16 protein-coding genes are annotated in these 17176 nt (G+C 66.9%); 3 read left to right on the top strand and 13 right to left on the bottom strand.

All coding sequences use genetic code 11. The annotated features are described in order from the left end of the window. Positions 1–534: 534 nt before the first annotated feature. Positions 535–960, top strand: a complete 426-nt coding sequence (locus ACUTR7_RS17690; protein WP_012206260.1) for a Fur family transcriptional regulator — start codon at positions 535–537, stop codon at positions 958–960. A gap of 113 nt (positions 961–1073) precedes the next feature. On the opposite strand, the gene ACUTR7_RS17695 is transcribed toward ACUTR7_RS17690, so the two are convergent. From ACUTR7_RS17695 to ACUTR7_RS17720, 6 genes are all read right to left on the bottom strand, one after another. After that, positions 1074–2438 carry a DUF3526 domain-containing protein gene (locus ACUTR7_RS17695; RefSeq protein WP_445609421.1) on the bottom strand — a complete coding sequence of 455 codons (1365 nt, stop codon included), beginning with the start codon at positions 2436–2438 and terminating at the stop codon, positions 1074–1076. Further along, positions 2435–3862, bottom strand: a complete 1428-nt coding sequence (locus ACUTR7_RS17700; RefSeq protein ID WP_071956264.1) for an ABC transporter permease — start codon at positions 3860–3862, stop codon at positions 2435–2437. The genes ACUTR7_RS17695 and ACUTR7_RS17700 overlap by 4 nt, the downstream gene beginning before the upstream one ends. Beyond that, positions 3859–4686 carry an ABC transporter ATP-binding protein gene (locus ACUTR7_RS17705; protein WP_445609422.1) on the bottom strand — a complete coding sequence of 276 codons (828 nt, stop codon included), beginning with the start codon at positions 4684–4686 and terminating at the stop codon, positions 3859–3861. The genes ACUTR7_RS17700 and ACUTR7_RS17705 overlap by 4 nt, the downstream gene beginning before the upstream one ends. Before the next feature lie 8 nt (positions 4687–4694). Further along, positions 4695–6908: a TonB-dependent siderophore receptor gene (locus tag ACUTR7_RS17710; RefSeq protein ID WP_445609423.1), complete on the bottom strand. Its 2214-nt coding sequence runs from the start codon at positions 6906–6908 to the stop codon at positions 4695–4697. Between the two features lie 117 nt (positions 6909–7025). Further along, positions 7026–7415 carry a DUF2946 family protein gene (locus tag ACUTR7_RS17715; RefSeq protein ID WP_013801802.1) on the bottom strand — a complete coding sequence of 130 codons (390 nt, stop codon included), beginning with the start codon at positions 7413–7415 and terminating at the stop codon, positions 7026–7028. Positions 7416–7549: 134 nt separating this feature from the next. Then, complete coding sequence (locus ACUTR7_RS17720) at positions 7550–8164, bottom strand: TetR/AcrR family transcriptional regulator (RefSeq protein WP_012206266.1); 615 nt, start codon at positions 8162–8164, stop codon at positions 7550–7552. Positions 8165–8298: 134 nt separating this feature from the next. Here ACUTR7_RS17720 and ACUTR7_RS17725 point away from each other — a divergent pair, with 134 nt between their 5' ends. Together ACUTR7_RS17725 and ACUTR7_RS17730 are read left to right on the top strand one after the other, a co-directional pair. Beyond that, on the top strand, positions 8299–8691 hold the full coding sequence (locus tag ACUTR7_RS17725) for a hypothetical protein (RefSeq protein ID WP_445609424.1): 393 nt from the start codon (positions 8299–8301) through the stop codon (positions 8689–8691). A gap of 241 nt (positions 8692–8932) precedes the next feature. Continuing rightward, positions 8933–9211 (top strand): H-NS histone family protein, encoded by a 279-nt coding sequence (locus ACUTR7_RS17730; protein ID WP_012206267.1) that lies wholly within the window; start codon positions 8933–8935, stop codon positions 9209–9211. 87 nt (positions 9212–9298) lie between these two features. Here the strand turns inward: ACUTR7_RS17730 and ACUTR7_RS17735 are convergent, their stop codons facing one another. Genes ACUTR7_RS17735 through ACUTR7_RS17765 form a run of 7 tightly spaced genes read right to left on the bottom strand, consistent with a single transcriptional unit; the run spans position 9299 to position 17077 of the window. After that, positions 9299–9703, bottom strand: coding sequence for a RidA family protein (locus ACUTR7_RS17735; RefSeq protein ID WP_012206268.1), 405 nt, complete (start codon positions 9701–9703; stop codon positions 9299–9301). 4 nt (positions 9704–9707) lie between these two features. Continuing rightward, positions 9708–10160 (bottom strand): acyl-CoA thioesterase, encoded by a 453-nt coding sequence (locus ACUTR7_RS17740; RefSeq protein ID WP_445609425.1) that lies wholly within the window; start codon positions 10158–10160, stop codon positions 9708–9710. 9 nt (positions 10161–10169) lie between these two features. Then, positions 10170–11810: an AMP-binding protein gene (locus tag ACUTR7_RS17745; RefSeq protein WP_445609426.1), complete on the bottom strand. Its 1641-nt coding sequence runs from the start codon at positions 11808–11810 to the stop codon at positions 10170–10172. Between the two features lie 41 nt (positions 11811–11851). Beyond that, a complete protein-coding gene (locus ACUTR7_RS17750) occupies positions 11852–13021 on the bottom strand; it encodes an acyl-CoA dehydrogenase family protein (RefSeq protein ID WP_013801799.1) in 1170 nt (389 codons plus the stop codon). Positions 13022–13023: 2 nt separating this feature from the next. Continuing rightward, positions 13024–13881, bottom strand: a complete 858-nt coding sequence (locus ACUTR7_RS17755) for an enoyl-CoA hydratase family protein (protein ID WP_012206272.1) — start codon at positions 13879–13881, stop codon at positions 13024–13026. A 47-nt stretch (positions 13882–13928) separates the two neighbouring features. Continuing rightward, positions 13929–14732 (bottom strand): SDR family NAD(P)-dependent oxidoreductase, encoded by an 804-nt coding sequence (locus tag ACUTR7_RS17760; protein ID WP_165433141.1) that lies wholly within the window; start codon positions 14730–14732, stop codon positions 13929–13931. Then, positions 14729–17077 carry a bifunctional salicylyl-CoA 5-hydroxylase/oxidoreductase gene (locus ACUTR7_RS17765; protein WP_445609427.1) on the bottom strand — a complete coding sequence of 783 codons (2349 nt, stop codon included), beginning with the start codon at positions 17075–17077 and terminating at the stop codon, positions 14729–14731. Before ACUTR7_RS17765 ends, ACUTR7_RS17760 begins: the two co-directional genes overlap by 4 nt. Positions 17078–17176: the final 99 nt, after the last annotated feature.

The raw sequence follows: 17176 nt of genomic DNA on the forward strand, positions 1-17176 counted from the left end.
GCCCAATGGCCTGTGGATCGCGACTCGGCATGTCATTGCGTAAACCATCCTGGGTGGCAGTTCCGGGGCGGCGTCCTTTCCCCTTCCAAGGGAACGGATCATGGACAAACGAAGCGCATTGAGGCAATCTACCCATATTGGCAATACACTGTCCATGTAAGTAATTGCATCTCACCTTGGGCCAGCACCGCCTCCCGCAGCCCGACGGTAAGCACCACACACACTCTCATTTCAAGCACTCTTCAATCAATAGATCAATTACATCCCATTACAGCATTGTTGACGACTATGGCATTTAACCAGCGCATAAGGTCCATCGAATGCTCACCACATATACTCGCGAAAACTGGCAGGAATGGAGCATCTGGTGTCTGTCAAATGGAATTTCTTCTCCTTGGGGCAGAGATCCATTGCACACACTGCATCTCCATGCTTGTCGGACCCGCAGGTAAACACAGTGTAAATTTCAGCTGTGAGCGCTCGTGAGCACTGATTAATCGCGTCGAGATTGTTATAGTAAATAACGGAACCACCATGACTAGACACACTCAGCCCATCGTGGAGCGCTTGTTCAGGCCTATGGAACGCTCGACCCGTCAACGCAGCTCGATACGCACGGTCATGGAAGAGGCTGGACGCCCCTTGCTTCCGGCCGAGATCCTCGGCGCAGCGCAGCGCGAGGTGCCAGCCATCGGGCTGGCCACGGTGTACCGCAACATCAAGCAGCTGATGGAAGCGGGCGAAGTGCAGGCCGTGGACCTGCCCGGCGAGGCCACGCGCTACGAACTCAGCGGCCGCGCCCACCACCACCATTTCCGCTGCATGAGCTGCAACCGCGTGTTCAACGTGCCCGGCTGTCCGGGCGACATGCAGCGCATCGCCCCCGAAGGCTTTGTGGTGGAGCGCCATGAGATGACGCTGTACGGCGTCTGCAGCGACTGCCACCAGAACGTGCAATAACAGGGAGCCGCCCGCCTCAGGCTCAGCCTCGGGCCCACGGATCCAAGAAGATGACAGCCATGGTGCAGGCCCTGCCTGAACCATGGCTGTTCCTTTTTCACCCGCCCTTGGCCTCAGCGCCTGCCCGGCCGCACGCGGCCTGCGGCAACACCGCCGGCCAGCAAGGCCAGCGCAGCCACCACCCACAGCATTGCCGTCTGCCCCCAGGCCTGCCGCGCAGGCCGTGGGCTGGCCGTGAAGACGGGCTGGGCTGCAAAATCCTGCGCACCGAATGTGCGGTCCTCAAACAGGTAGGGATAGAGGAAGGCGCGCAGGCGTGCGTGAAAGGCGGCGATGTCGTCCTGATAGGCCAGTTGCGCCAGCAGGTCGGTGCCAGCCTGGCGGTGCAGCGCAGCCTGCACGCCCACGCCGGGCAGCAGCCAGCCCAGGCGCCCGGTCCAGGCCTGGCGTGCCTGCAGGCCGGCGCGGTAGGCGGCGAACTGGGGCGCGACACTTTCGTCGCCGAGCTGCTGGAAGGCGTAGTACCACTTCCAGTGAAAGCCTGCAGGCAGCGGCGCGGTGTCGCGCCATTCGGGGTGGTTGCGGAAAAAGCGCTCCATGGTCTGCTCGCGCGGCAGGTCCCAGGCGCCATGCACGGTCTGGCGCTGGGCCAGCATCAGCTCCACGCCCTGGCTCACGGGGATGGCGCGCGAGAGTGCGGCATTGGCCAGCGTGGGCAGCACCAGGGTCAGCACGGCCCAGCAGCCCATGAGGGCCATGGCATTGGCGACCGAGCTGCCGCCCAGCGCGGCAACCACCAGGCACAGGCCGCTCCAGAAAACCACATAGGCCGTGGCGGACAGCAGCACCGTGGCAAGGGCGCCCGCCGTTGCCCCGCCGGCCAGTGCACCTGCCAGGGCAGGCAGCGCCACGCTGGCCAGTACCAGCACGGAACGCAGTCCCGCGCGGCGCAGCCACAGCCGCCGCCCGGTGCCAGGCATGGCCTGCAGCATGCCCAGGCGGCCCGATTCGCGCTCGCCCGAGACCAGGTCGTAGAGCAGCGCGATCAAGAACAGCGGCACCAGGTAGACCAGCACAAAGGCGAAGTCGAAGCGGCCCGCCAGCGCCAGTTCCGGGTTGAAGCTTTCGCCTTCATGCAGCTGTGCCTGCAGCGCCAGGGCGCGCACGCGCAGCACATAGGGCGCGGCATCGCGCAGGCCCAGGGCCAGAAAGGCCGTGGACGATGGCGCATCCCAGGTGGCGTGAAAGCCGTAGTAGGCCACCGAGCCTGCGTCGCCGGACTGGGCATGCCGGCTTGCCTGGGCCGCCATGTCCTGCTGCTGCAGTTGCGCAAGGCGGTCCAGGGTCAGGCGTTGCGAAGCGATCTCGCGCAGGCCAGACAGCACGGCCAGCGTGGACAGCAGCAACAGCAAGGCCAGGGCGCACAGCGCCAGGCGCGAGCGCGTCAGAAGACGCCATTCATGCAGGAGCCAGCTCATCGCGCCACCCTCCCCAGCCGTTGCGTGGCCAGCAGCAAGGCCACCGTCAATACAGCCAGCCATGCCAGCAGCACATAGGCGGCAGGCGCCGCGCGACGCAGGGCCGCCAGCGGTGGATCGGGCTCGTGGTGGAAATCGGAGACGCCGCGCCAGTGCTCGTGGCCGATGCGGTTGTCGCGGCTCGATCGGTCGCCCGCATAGCTGAGCTTGTCCACCTGCAGGCGGTTGAGGGCCTGCACCATGCGGTAGCGATGCTGCTCGGCCTGCTCCAGAAAGCGCCGGTAGCCTTGCAGGTCGGTCCCGGCCACGGCCATGGACAGGCGGCGCAGCGCGATCACGGGGCTGATCAGGGCAAATGCGTCAGCCCGGCGCAACTGCTCGGCCTGCAGATCGAAGCTGGCCTCGGCATGGCGCCTGAAGAGTTCGCTCGTCAGCCGCTCGCCTTCCATGCCGACCAGGCCCTTGTAGTTGACGGGCAGATCCTCGACGCGCGAGACACCGTACTGCGCCAGCACCCTGGCGCGGAAAGCGGCGAAATAGGGATCGTCGGGATTGTGGCTGTCGCCCAGCGCCGCCAGCTCGCGCGCGGTGGCGATGTCGGTCTCGAAGCGCGTGGGCAGCGCCAGGGCAGATCCCACCAGCTCCGGCACCAGACGGGGCAGCAGCACCACGGCGACTGCCCAGGCCGCCAGCAGGGCCAGCAAGGCATCGCGCCCGCGCCGCATGAAGGCCGAGACAGCGACGATGCCCACCGCCCAGAGCATCAGCCACAGCACATGGCCTGCCGCCAGCGTGGCCACCAGGCTGATGGGCACCGGCGTGGCCACGGCCATCCAGGCCAGGGCCAGCAGGGCCGGCAGCAGCACCAGGGCCGCCACGCCCGCCAGCGCCAGCAGCTTGCCGGCCACGAACTGCCGCGTGCCCACGCCCTGGGCCAGCAGCACGCGCAGGGTGCCGGCCTCGCGCTCGCGTGCAATGCAGGCATGGCCCATGAAGATCAGCAGCAGCGGCGCCAGCACCTGCAGCACAAAGGCCGGCGTGAGCTGGCCGAACCGCAGCAGCAGCGAGGACTGGCGCACATCGCCGAAGTTGGCGCTGTTCTGGCGGTGGCCCTCCAGAAACAGCGTGTGGCCGGTGTAGGCGTCGATGCCCGCATCAAAGGCCGCCAGCGGATTGAGCGGGCGGAACACGAAGTGGCCGTAATGCACCATGCGGTGCGGATGGCGGTCGGGCTGGGCTTCGAACTCGCTGTCCACCTGGGACTGGTGGCGCTCGCGCTGGGCCTGGGCCGCGCTGCGCTGGTCCCAGGCGGTGAAGGCGGCAGCGGCGCTGAGCAGCAGCCACAGCGCCATCCCCAGCACGGCCACGCGGTCGCGCAGCAGCAGGCGCCATTCCTCGCGCGCAATGGTCCAGGCCGCGCTCATGCCGCTGCTCCCTGCGTGTCGGCTTCAATGTGCGTGTCCGTGCCCGTGCCCGTGCCCGTGTGCGCGTCCGTGCCCACCCCTGCATAGTGGCGGTGCAGTGCGCGCACATCGAAGCGCTCCTCTCCGCTGGCCGCCACTTCCTCGACCAGGCGCCCGCCTGCGATGAAGCCCATGCGGTCGGCCACATCGGCGGCCCCCAGCAGGTCGTGCGTGACCATGAGAATGGCCACGCCCTGCCCGCGCAACTGCATGAGCAGTCGGCTGAACTCGGCCGTGGCCTGCGGGTCCAGGCCCGAGGTGGGTTCGTCCAGCAGCAGTGCCGGCACCCTGCGCGCCAGCGCCAGCGCAATCGCCACTTTCTGGCGCATGCCCTTGGAAAAGCCGGAGACGCGCCGGTCGTGCGCGGCAGCGTCCAGCCCCGCGGCAGACAGCGCCTGGCCGATGGCGCCGGCCGTGGCCGGCTGGCCCGCCAGCTCCAGCAGGTAGGCCACGTTCTCGCGCGCACTCAGGTGCTCGTACAGCGCCACGTTCTCGGGGATATAGGCGATCAGGGCACGCGCCTGCGCAGGCGCCGTCACCGGGTCCACGCCCTGCACGCGCACCTGTCCGCTGCGCGGCCGCACAAAGCCCAGCAGCAGGCTCAGCGTGGTGGTCTTGCCCGCGCCGTTGGCGCCCAGCAGCGCATAGATCTCGCCCGCGTGCACGGCCAGGTCCAGGCCCTGGAGGATGGTGCGCTCGCCGTAGTCCACCACGGCGCCCAGCGCTTGGAGCACGGGCGTAGGGGCAGAAGTGGGGTTGGAAGAAACAGGAAGGGATGGATGCATGGCGGGGCTCAGAACTTTGCTTGAAGGCCTACGGTGACGGTGCGGGCCGTGCCCGGCGTCACCCACAGCCGGCTGTACGAGCTGGTGTAGTAGGTCTTGTCAAAGAGGTTGTCCACGTCCAGCGTCAGGCGCAGCGTGGGGCTGATGCGCCAGTAGGCAACCAGCTTGGCCGTGGTGTAGCTGGGCAGCTCGAAGGCGGCCTTGCCGGCATCGGCCTCGGCCTGCGTGCGGGCCTGGCCCAGGCGCTTGCCCATGTGGGTGATGCCGCCGCCGATGCCGTAGCGCTGGCCGTTGGAGAAGGCGTTCTCGTAGACGGCCAGCACGCTGCCGTTGACCTTGGGCACGTTGAGCAGGCGCCCGCCCACCTCCAGCGTGTTGTCGCGGGAGATCTCCACATCGTTGAGAACCAGACTGGCGTTCAGGCGCCAGCGCTGCGTGACCTGGCCGGCGAAGTCGAACTCCAGGCCCCGGCTGCGGATCTCGCCGGCCGAGACTGAGTAGCCGGCGTTGCCCGGGTCGGCCGTCAGCACATTGCGCTTGCGGATGTCGAACAGCGCAGCCGTGGCACCCATGCGCTGGTCGGCGCTTTCCCACTTGGCGCCCAACTCCATGGAACGGCCGGATTCAGGGCTGAAGCCCGCACCGGCCACATCGATGCCCACGTTGGGCCGGAACGAGCGGCCCGCGTTGGCATAGAAGGTCCATTGCGGCAGCGGCAGCCAGCTCAGGCCCAGGCGCGGCGAGGTCGAGGCCGGGTCCTGCTGGGTGGTCGCGCCCGTGCGGCGGTTGTGCAGCGACTGGTCGTAGCGGTCCATGCGCAGGCCGGCCACCACGCGCCATTGGGGCGAGAGCTTGATGGCGTCCTGCAGGTAGAACGCCGTGTTGCGCTGCCGCTCGAAGGTGTCGGTATTGGCCGTGGGCACGGGGCGCGCACCGCCGTAGATGGGGTTGTAGATGTTGATGGCGTAGGGATTGGCCGCCGTCGGGTTGGCGCGCAGCATCAGCGTGTCCATCTCGAAGCGAAAGCTCTCCAGGCCCAGCAGCAGCTCGTGTTCGACGGCGCCCGTTTTCACCGTGCCCTGCAGCTCGGCCTGCACGGCGATATCGTCGGACTGGTAGTCGCGGAAACGCCGCTGGCGCGTGAGGTCGCCATTGGCCAGCAGCGCGTGGGGTTCGGTGGAAAAGCCGTTGATCGAGGTTTCGCGATAGGACAGGCCCAGGCGGCTGCGCCACTGCGCGCTCCACTCGTGCGAGAGGATGAACTGGTGCGTGCGGTTTTCCACCGTCACATCGCCGTCGCCCGGCTCGCCCAGGAAGCGGCTGCGCGAGATGGCGCCCAGCCGGTCGCCCACGGCCACCACGCCGCGGTCCAGCGGCGTCTTGTGGCGCAGCAGCTCGCCCGAGTACTCCAGCACCGTATCGCGCCCCAGCTTCCAGGTGAAGGCCGGTGCGATCACCTGGCGGCTGGCGCCCACGAAATCGCGGAAGCTGTCGCGGTCCTCCACGGCGATGTTGAGCCGGTAGGCAAAGTTCTCGCCCACCGGTCCCGTGGTGTCCAGCGCACCGCGCCGCAGGCCGTAGCTGCCCGCATACGCTTCCACGGAATGCGAAGGCGTCCACAGCGGGCGCTTGGAGACCACGTTCAGCGTGCCGCCCGGCTCGCTGCTGCCGTAGAGCGCAGCGGCCGTGCCCTTGAGGAACTCGATGCGCTCCACGCCGGCCAGGTCACGCGGCGCGTTGAAGCCGCGCCCCGAGGAAAAACCGTTGAACAGGGTGGCCATGCCCACGTTCTGGTCGCCGGGCAGGCCGCGGATGACGATGTTGTCCCACAGCCCGCCAAAGTTGTTCTGGCGCGAGACGCCGCCCACGTAGTCCAGCACGTCGTCGAGCTTGGTGGCGCCCAGGTCGTCCATGGCCTGGCGCGTGATCACGCGCACCGACTGCGGCAGCTCGCGCAGCGGCAGGTCGGTCTTGGCGCCGGCCGCCTCGTCGGTGTGATAGGCGCCCGAGGCCGTTCGGCCCACGACTTCCACGGCGGGCAGCAGGGTCTGCCCCTGCGCGGAAGCGGAATCGGAATCGGAAGCGGCGGCGAGGCCGGGACCGGAGGACGGATCCTGGCCTTGGGCCAGCGCAGGCATGAACAGGAAGGCGGCAGCGCTCAGGGCAAGCGGCAGCGGGCGAAGGCGGGGAAGCGGCTTCGCGGGGAAGAAGAAGGCAGTCATGGTGAAAACGGGCACAGGCGCATGCCGCCGGCATCCACAGCCGGCGCGCGCAAACACGGACATGCCGCCAGCACCAATGGGCGCTGGCGGCAGAGAAGGAGAAAAGTGCTTGCGGGTTCAGCGCGGCGGGTCGCGCGATGCAAAGGCCCAGCGGTTCTGCGAGGGGATGGCGCCGCCCACGGTGCGCGGCGGCACCCTCTCGGGCGGCGCGGCCACGGCCAGCGGCAGGCCGAAGTGCGGCAGCCAGGCCGCCGCATGCGGTGCATGGCCCATGCACCATGCGCAAACGGCTTCGGCGGCTTCGACGACTTCAGCCTTTTCGCCAGCCTGGCCGCGTTGGCCGGCCTGGCCGGCCAGCGCATCATCTTCGCAGCCGTTGAGGCCTACAAAAGCCTGTGCAGGCCCGGCCACCGCCTGCCGGATATGCGTTGCGCCGTGCAGGGGCATGCCAATGGCCGTGTTGAAGAACACGGCCAGCAATAGCAGGCGCAAAACAAGCAGACGCATAAGACGGCGATCTTACTATTGACAGTTAAATATCATTAACAACCCGCCGCCATTTTCTGCACAGGGCCGGGACAGCAGCGCGGGAATATGCCACCGGCATGTGACAGGCCGATTGGCGATTTTCAGCCTTGCGCCTATTTATCTGCCGGTCCCACGCCCCGGAAGAACATGTCGCAGATCTGGTCCGCCACCTTCTCCAGCGAGCCCTTGCGGGGGTTGAACCAGGACTGTATGGAGTTGATGCTGCCCAGGATCATGATGCGCGCCAGGTGGATGTCGGCGTCGGCCCGCAGGCGGCCTTCGGCACGCAGGTCTTCCAGCAGGCCGCTCCAGAATTTCTGGTGGCGCTCGCGGCGCTTGATCTGGCGCTCGCGCACCTTGTCGGGCAACTGGCCCAGCAGCCGGCCGTGGGCCAGGGCGAAGTCGCCATGCTTTACCAGCCCCGCCATCTGGCCCAGCACGGCTGCGCGAAAGCGCTGCTCGGCCGTGGCGTCGGCGCCCAGCGCGGCAAGGCGCTCCTGCTGCTGGCTGATGATGCGATTGCCGCCCTGCTCCATGACCTCGTCCACCAGTTCCTCCTTGGAGGCGAAGTGGTAGTAGATGCTGGCGGCCTCGATCCCGGACTGCTCGGCAATGTTGCGCATGGTGGTGGCAGAGTAGCCCTGCTCACCGAAGGTACGGGCGGCCAGCTTGAGAAGGGTCTCGCGGGTCTCGTTGCCGTCGTGGGCGCTGGTCTGCCTTCTTGCCATGTCTGCCAGGTGGTGGATCGTTGTAGTGCGGCGATCCTAACAGGCTGTTGGTAGCGCGCCAATCAAGCGTTCGGTGCCTGCCGCCCGCCGACTGCCGCATGGCCGGGCCGCGAAATCCGATTCAGGAATCACCCTTGAAACAACTGCAGGCTGCAATGGCTCCGGCAATCGGGAAGCCGATGCGCTTGTCCTGTATAGACAGAAGGTGCCGCCATTCACCATTCGAACAAGCGGTCTTTAACAATAAAAAAAACCTATCCTGCAAATCGATTATTCAAATGAAACCACAGGTATCAATCAATGCATTGAATAACTCGATCAAATCACATGTAATATATTTTATAAATCGCTTTTATGACTTGATTGATAAAATGCAAATGTTGATTGTTTTCCATAACCAAGGCGGAACTTTCGCGGCCAACGTTGCGCACTCCCCTGAAAAAGCCATGACAGCACGTCGTCTCCAGAGGAGGAAGCGCCAACCACAGTGCTCTGCAAATGTAACAACGGCACAACAGCTTTTGTAAAGTGCCGGTTATCCAGATTGCCCTGGATATAATGCGGATCGCCTTGGAATATGCCCAGGCATGAGAAGAAGCGCCCTACCCTCCATAGAGCGCCAACATCATCAGTATTTGTACTTACGGTGAGTTCTTCATCCCCACTGCACATGCACCAGAATTGACCATTCTGCAAAGAGTCCTGGGTCCAGGCTCTTGCTGCGCAGTTTTCACACAAATAGCCGCACTTAGAAATTCTTCCATCAAGATGACTACATACCAAGAGCTGATTGCCCAGAAAAAATTGCTCGACCAGCAAATCGACGACGCCCGCAAGCTGGAGTCCAAAGCGGCCCTGGCATCGGTGCAGGAGCTGGTCCGTGAGTTCGGCTTCACGGCACAACAGGTCTTCCCCTGGAAGCCCGATGGCAAAAAGAGCGCTCCCGCCAAATACCAGGACCCCGAGTCCGGCAAGACCTGGACCGGCCGCGGCAAGCCGCCGAACTGGATCCTGGGCAAGGACCGCACCCTGTTCGAAATCAAGTGAGTCCCTGCCGCGCATGTGCCCGCCCGCTCGGCGGCTCACATGCGCGGGCATTGCCCGGTTGGCGCGCAAATGGCGCGCGGATGGACATCAGGCAGGCACCACCGCCGTGACCTCGATCTCCACCTTGGCCCGGTCTTCCACCAGATCCGCCACCTCCACGGCCGTCATGGCCGGGAAATGCCGCCCGATCAGTTCGCGGTAGTGCTTTCCAATGGCGGGATAGGCAGCCACGTATTCCTGCTTGTCGGTCACATACCAGGTCATGCGCACGATGTGCTCGGGCCTGGCGCCGCCTTCGGCGAGGATGGCGACGATATTGGCCAGCGCCTGCCGCACCTGTTCCGCAAAGTCGTCCGACTCGAATTGCTGCTGGCCGTTCCAGCCAATCTGGCCGCCGACGAACACCAGCCGGGAGCCGACCGTCATCTCGGTCAGGATGCCATTGGCATAGCCTCGGGGCGCCAGCCAGTCCGGGGGTTGCAGAGTCTTCATTGCTTCATCCTGTTCTCGTTGAATCCATAAAACCGTCCTGCGGCACCAGATAGGCCTCCAGGCGCTCGCGCAGATCGGCCGGCAGTGGCGTGGCCTTCATGCTGCGCAAATCCATGGTGACGATGGTCATGCGCGCAGACAGCCGGCGTTGGCCATCTGGCCCCTCGAAACGCACATCGAACTGGAACGATGCCCCGCCGATGCGGCGCACCTCCAATACCTGGCGCAGCGTGTCGTGCCAGCGGCTGGGCGCCGTGAAATCGCATTGCACCGACACCGTGGGCGTGCCCACCTGGCGCTGTAAATGCAGGGTGTGGAATGGCAGGCCCATTCCCCTGTCGAACCATTCCTCCACCAGGTCGTTGACCATTTCGAAATAGCGCGGGTAAAAGACGATGCCGGCCGGATCGCAATGGCGAAACAGCACCTGCACCTGGCTGACGAAGGCGGAGGCCATGGCGCGCGCTCACGGCATCTTGCGCAGCACGAAGCGCTGCAGCTTGCCGGTCTCGGTGCGCGGCAGGGCCGGCACGAAGACAATGGCGCGCGGGTACTTGTAGGGCGCAATGCTGGCCTTGACGAAGGCCTGCAGCGTGGCCGCCATGTCGTCGCCGGCCGCAAAGCCGGGCTTGAGCACCACAAAGGCCTTGACCACCTGGCCGCGCTCGTCGTCTGCCGCGCCGATCACACCGCATTCGGCCACGGCCTCGTGGCGCAGCAGTGCGTCCTCCACCTCGGGGCCGGCGATGTTGTAGCCGGCCGAGATGATCATGTCGTCATTGCGCGCCTGGTAGAACAGATAGCCGTCGGCGTCGCGCACAAAGGTGTCGCCGGGCAGGTTCCAGCCGTTTTGCACAAAGCGCTTCTGGCGCTCGTCGGCAAGATACCGGCAGCCGGTCGGCCCCTTGATGGCCAGGCGGCCGGGCGTGCCGTCGGGCACGGGCTGCATGTCGTCATCCACCACCTGGGCCACATAGCCGGGCACGACCTTGCCGATGGCGCCCGCGCGCACCTCCTCGGGCGGGCTGGACACGAAGACGTGGATGAGCTCGGTGCCGCCGATGCCGTCGATCATCTCGATGCCCGTGGCCTGCTTCCACAGCTGGCGCGTGGCGTCGGGCAGGGCCTCGCCCGCCGACACGCTTTTCCTGAGCGACGACAGATCAAAGCGCGCTGCCTGCGCCGCCATCTGCCGGTAGAAGGTGGGTGCGGTGAAGACGATGGTGGCGCGGAAATCCTGCACCAGCTGCAGCAGGCCCTCGGGCGTGAGCTTCTCGGCCAGCACGGTGCTGGCGCCTACGCGCAGCGGAAAGCACAGCAGCCCGCCCAGGCCAAAGGTGAAGGCCAGCGGCGGCGTGCCGCAGAAGATGTCGTCCGGGCCCGGCCGGATCACATGGCGCGGGAACAGGTCGCACATGGCCAGCACGTCGCGGTGGAAATGCATGCAGCCCTTGGGCGCGCCCGTGGTCCCGCTGGTGAAGGCGATCAGGCAGACATCGTCTGCCGCCGTATCGCAGCAGGCGAAGGTGTCGGGCTTGGCTGCGGCTAGGGCGTCCAGCGCATCGGCTGCGCCGTCGTTGAAATACAGCACGCGCGAGAGGCCCGGGCAATGGTGTTCATGGCCGGGCTGCAGGCACAGCTGCACTTCCTCCTTGAGGCGCACATCGCACAGCACGGCCTGCACCTGGGCCTTGGCGATGATCTGCTGCAGCTCCTTGGCGCGCAGCAGCGGCATGGTGGGCACCGTCACCAGCCCGGCCTTGATGGCGGCCAGCCAGGACGCGGCCATCATGGCGTTGTTGGGGCCGCGCAGCAGCAGCCGGTTGCCGGGCACCAGTTGCAGGTCGTCCACCAGCACATGGGCAATGCGGTTGGTCAGCGCCTGCAGTTCGGCATAGGTCATGGCGGCCTGGTCGGCGCCCTGCCTCCAGCGCAGGGCCACGCGGTCGCCATGGCCGCGCGCCACCATGGCATCGACCAGTTCGGCCGCGCAGTTCAGGCGTTCGGGATAGGCCACGTCCGGGCCGTCGAGCAGGAACTCGGGCCATTGGTCGGGCGGCGGCAGGTTGTCCCGGGCGAAAGTATCGATGTGGGCGGAGGCTTGCATGCGATGTTCCCTGGCTTTGCGTTGAATGGGCAGCCTGCCGCTCAGGCCTTGAGCAGCTCGCGCGCGATGATGAGTTTTTGCACCTCGGTCGCGCCCTCGTAGATGCGCAGCGCGCGGATCTCGCGGTACAGCGTCTCCACCGGCATGCCCGAGACCACGCCCGCACCGCCGAACATCTGCAGCGCGCGGTCGATCACGGCCTGGGCCGATTCGGTGGCCGTCATCTTGGCCATGGCCGCCTCGCGCGTGGTGCGCGTCTTCTTCACATCGCGCATCCAGGCGGCGCGGTAGGTCAGCAGGGCCGATGCGTCGATGGCCGTGTCCATGTCGCCCAGCGCAGCCTGGGTCAGCTGCAGGTCGCCCAGGGTCTGGCCGAACATGCGGCGTGACTTGGCGCGTGCCAGGCCTTCATCCAGCGCGCGGCGCGCAAAGCCCAGTGCGGCGGCGGCCACCGAGGCGCGGAAGATGTCCAGCGTCATCATGGCCAGCTTGAAGCCCTGCCCCGGCTCGCCCAGGCGCTGCGACACGGGTATGCGACAGTTGTCGAAGCGGATGGTGGCCAGCGGGTGCGGCGCGATCAGCTCGATGCGCTCGCCGATCGAAAAGCCCGGCGTGTCCGCATCGACCACGAAGGCGCTGATGCCGCGCGCCCCGGGTGCCTCGCCCGTGCGGGCGAACACGCAGTAGAAGTCGGCAATGCCGCCGTTGGAGATCCAGGTCTTGGCGCCGTTGAGCACATAGTGGTCGCCTTCGAGCCGCGCCTCGCAGGCCATGGCGGCCACGTCGGAGCCGGCATCGGGCTCGGACAGCGCAAAGGCCGCAATGGCCTCGCCGCGCGCCACGCGCGGCAGGTAGCGCTGGCGCAGCGCATCCGACCCCATGAGCGATATCGCACCGCTGCCCAGGCCCTGCATGGCAAAGGCGAAGTCGGCCAGGCCTTCATGGCGGGCCAGGGTCTCGCGCAGGATGCAGACCGCGCGCGAGTCCACCTCGGGCAAGGCCCCGCCCCAGGCGCCGCCGGGGCCTGACGGCACGGCATAGCGCAGCCAGCCGGCCTGGCCCAGGGCCTTCACCAGTTGGCGGCAGGCCGCATCGGCATCGTGGTGGTCCACGTCGCCCAGGGATTGGGCGCACCAGGCATCGGCCTCATGCGCCAGCGTGCGGTGGGCGTCGTCGAAGAAGGGCCAGTCCAGCCAGGAGGAATCACGCATTTTCAGTTTCCTTCAAAGACAGGCTTTTGCTTGGCCACGAAGGCCTCGTAGGCGCGGTGGAAGTCGCGCGTCTGCATGCAGATGGCCTGGGCCTCGGCTTCGGCCTCGATGGCCTCGTCCACGCCCATGTTCCATTCCTGGTGCAGCAGCTTCTTGGTCACGCCATGGGCAAAGGTGGGGCCGGCGGCCAGCTGGGCGGCCAGCGCATGGGCGGCTTCGCCGATCTGTTCGGCGCCATGCAGGGCATTGAAGAAGCCCCAGGCAGCGCCCTCCTCGGCCGTCATGGCGCGGCCCGTGTACAGCAGCTCGGAGGCGCGGCCCTGGCCGATCATGCGTGGAAGCAGCGTGCAGGCGCCCATGTCGGCACCGGCCAGGCCCACGCGGGTGAAGAGAAACGCCGTGCGCGCCGCGGGCGTGCCCAGGCGCATGTCGGCGGCCAGTGCCACCATGGCGCCCGCGCCCGCGCAGATGCCGTCCACCGCCGCCACGATGGGCTGCGGGCAGGCGCGCATGGCCTTGATCAGGTCGCCCGTCATGCGCGTGAAGTCCAGCAGCTCGGGCATGCTCATCTTGGTGAGCGGGCCGATGATCTCGTGCACATCGCCGCCCGAGCAGAAATTGCCCCCCGCGCCCGTGACCACCACGGCCTTGATGTCGGTGGCATAGACCAGGGCGCGGAACAGGTCGCGCAGCTCGGCATAGGAGCCGAAGGTCAGCGGGTTCTTGCGCTCGGGCCGGTTCAGGGTGATGGTGCCGATCTTGCCGTCGGCCGATACCTGCCACACAAAGGTCCTGGCCTCGTAGCCGGCCAGGGGGCGCTTGTGGTGCTTCATGCTGTGTTCTTCGGGCTGGGTGCTCATGGTGTCTCCATCAAGAATTCAGAAAACGGGGGGGGAGTGGACCGGGTTCAGCCGGTCATCACCTCGCCGCCATCGACAGCAATGGACTGGCCGTTGACCGAGGCGGACGCCGGCAGGGCCAGCCAGGCCACGGTCTCGGCCACTTCCTCGGGCTGGACCAGGCGGCCCTGCGGGTTGCGTTCGGCCAGCCTGGCGCGGGCCTCATCCGCCGTCATGCCGGTCTTGTCCACGATGTTGGCCACGGCGCCGCGCACGATGTCGGTCTCGGTGTAGCCGGGGCAGACGGCATTCACCGTCACGCCCTTGCCCGCCGTCTCCAGCGCCAGCGAGCGCGTGAGGCCGATCACGCCATGCTTGGCCGCGCAATAGGCGCTGACATAGGCATAGCCGATCAGCCCTGCCGTGCTGGCCACATTGATGATGCGGCCCCAGCGCGCAGCCAGCATGCCCGGCAGCGCGGCCTGCATGCAGTGAAAGGTGCCCGTGAGATTGACGGCCAGCATCGCCTGCCACAGTGCGGCATCGGTGCGCTCGAACTTCTGGCTGCTGGCCTGGCCTGCGTTGTTGACCAGCACCTGCACGGGGCCGAAGGCCGCCTCGGCCTGCGCGAAGGCCTGGCGCACCGAGGCCTCGTCGGCAATATCCGCCTGCACGGACTGCACCATCTGTGCTGCCGGTGCCGTGCCGCCCAGCTCGCGCACGGCAGCCTCCAGCGCCGCACCATCGCGCCCCAGCAGCGTGACCCGCGCGCCGCGCGCCAGCAGCGCCCGCGCACAGGCCAGGCCTATGCCGCGCGCCCCGCCCGTCACCAGGGCATGGCGCCCTTCCAGGGGTTGTGAAGTCATGGTCATTTGGATTCCGTTTGCGCCATGGCGGCGGCGCGTTCGAAGTTGGTTTCCAACTGGCGCTTGCCGGGCTGGTACTGCGGCGGCCAGGCCACATCGTGGGCGCCCAGTCGGGCGGCCTCGCGCAGCGTCCAGGCCGCATCGGCCAGGTGAGGACGCGCCAGCGCACACAGGTCGGCCCGGCCCGAGGCGATGATGGCGTTGGCATGGTCGGCCTCGAAGATGGCGCCCACGGCAATGGTCGGTATGCCGGCCTCGTTGCGCACGCGGTCGGCAAACGGCGTCTGGTACATGCGGCCGTACACCGGCTTCTGGTCGGGGCTGACCTGGCCCGAGGAGCAGTCGATCATGTCGGCGCCCGCCGCCTTGAAGCGGCGCGCGATCTCCACCGCATCGTCGGGCGTGATGCCGCCCTCCACCCAGTCATGGGCCGAGATGCGCACCGACATGGGCCGGTCCTGCGGCCAGGCTGCACGCACCGCCTCGAACACCTCCAGCGGAAAGCGCAGGCGGTTGTCCAGGCTGCCGCCATATTCGTCATCGCGCCGGTTGGTCAGCGGCGAGATGAAGCTGGACAGCAGATAGCCGTGGGCGCAGTGCAGCTCCAGCCAGTCAAAGCCCGCTGCCGCAGCGCGCCGCGTGGCGGCCACGAAGTCCTCGCGCACGCGATCCATGTCGGCGCGGGTCATGGCGGCGGGCACTTGCGAGAGTCCCTCGATATAGGGCAGGGCCGATGCCGACAGCAGCGGCCAGTTGCCCTGCTCCAGCGGATGGTCGATCTTTTGCCAGCCCAGCTGGGTCGATCCCTTGCGCCCCGCATGCCCCAGCTGCACGCCAATGTGCGCCCCGCCCTGCGCGTGCACGAAATCGACAATGCGCGCAAAGGCCTGCGCCTGCTCGTCGTTCCACAGCCCGGGGCAGCCGGGCGTGATGCGCGCGTCGGGCGAGGTGCAGGTCATCTCCACCATCACCAGGCCCGCGCCGCCCATGGCACGCGCGCCCAGGTGCACCAGGTGGAAGTCGCCAGGCACGCCGTCGGTGCAGGAATACATGGCCATGGGCGAGACCACGATGCGGTTCTTCAGCCGCAGGCCGCGCGCCTGGTAGGGCGTGAGCATGGGCATGGGCGGGCGGCGGCCTTCGGGCACGGTCTCGCCCGCATGCTCGGCAATCCAGCGCTCGAAGCCCTGCAGCCAGGCGGCATCGCGCAGGCGCAGGTTCTCGTGCGAGATGCGCTGCGAGCGCGTCAGCAGCGAATAGGCGAACTGCTCCGGCTCCAGGCCCGCATAGCGCTCCACGTTCTCGAACCATTCCGTGGAATTGCGCGCCGCGTTCTGGATCTTGAGCACCTCCACGCTGCGCACCTCCTCGTAGTGGCGCAGGCCGGCCTCGATGCCCCCCGCAGACCGCAGGCTGCGCGCCAGCTCGATCGCATCCTCCAGCGCCAGCTTGGTGCCCGAGCCAATCGAGAAATGTGCCGTGTGCGCCGCATCGCCCATCAGCACCACGGGCACGCTGCGCGGGCCGCGCGGCGTGTCCAGCGCATTCCAGTGCACCCAGGTGTTGCAGATCACGCGCGGAAAGCGGATCCAGATGGCCGAGCCGCGCAGGTGCGTGGCATTGCTGACCAGGGCATGGCCGTCCAGCCAGGGGGCGAACAGCTTCTCGCAATAGGCAATGCCCTCTTCCTGGCTCATCTGCTCGATGCCGGCGGCCTGCCAGGTCTCCTCGGGCGTCTCCACGATGAAGGTGGACATGCCGTCTTCGTAGCGGTAGGCATGGGCCTGGAACCAGCCATGCTCGGTCTGCACGAAGGCGAAGGTGAAGGCATCGAACACCTTGGTCGTGCCCAGCCACACGAAGCGGCAGCGGCGCTGGTCGATATCGGGCCGAAAGGTATCGGCATAGCGCGTGCGCACCTGGCTGTTGATGCCGTCCGAGGCGATGACCAGGTCGGCGTCGTACTCGCGCGCCATCGCCTGGTCGTCCTGCACGAAGTTCTCGAACACCAGCTTCACGCCCACGTCCTCGCAGCGCGCCTGCAGGATGTTGAGCAGCTTCTTGCGGCCTATGCCGATGAAGCCATGGCCGCTGCTGCGCAGGCTGCGGCCCTTGAAGTGGATGTCGATATCGTCCCAGTGGTTGAAGGCGTCACCAATCGTGCGGGCCGACACGGGATCGGCCTCGCGCAGGTTGTCCATGGTGGCGTCCGAGAACACCACGCCCCAGCCAAAGGTGTCGTAGGGCCGGTTGCGCTCCACCACCGTGACCTCGTTGGCGGGGTCCTGCAGCTTCATCAGCAGGCCGAAGTACAGGCCGGCGGGACCACCGCCGATGCAAACGATCTTCATACCGCAAACCCTTTTCTCGCAGGGCGACGGCACAGGACGCCCCAGGTTCAGAATCCAGGCCCAAGAACTTTAAGCCTGAATAGTTTAGGTTTGAAATAT

This window comes from Delftia sp. NA_296.1, assembly GCF_052692095.1.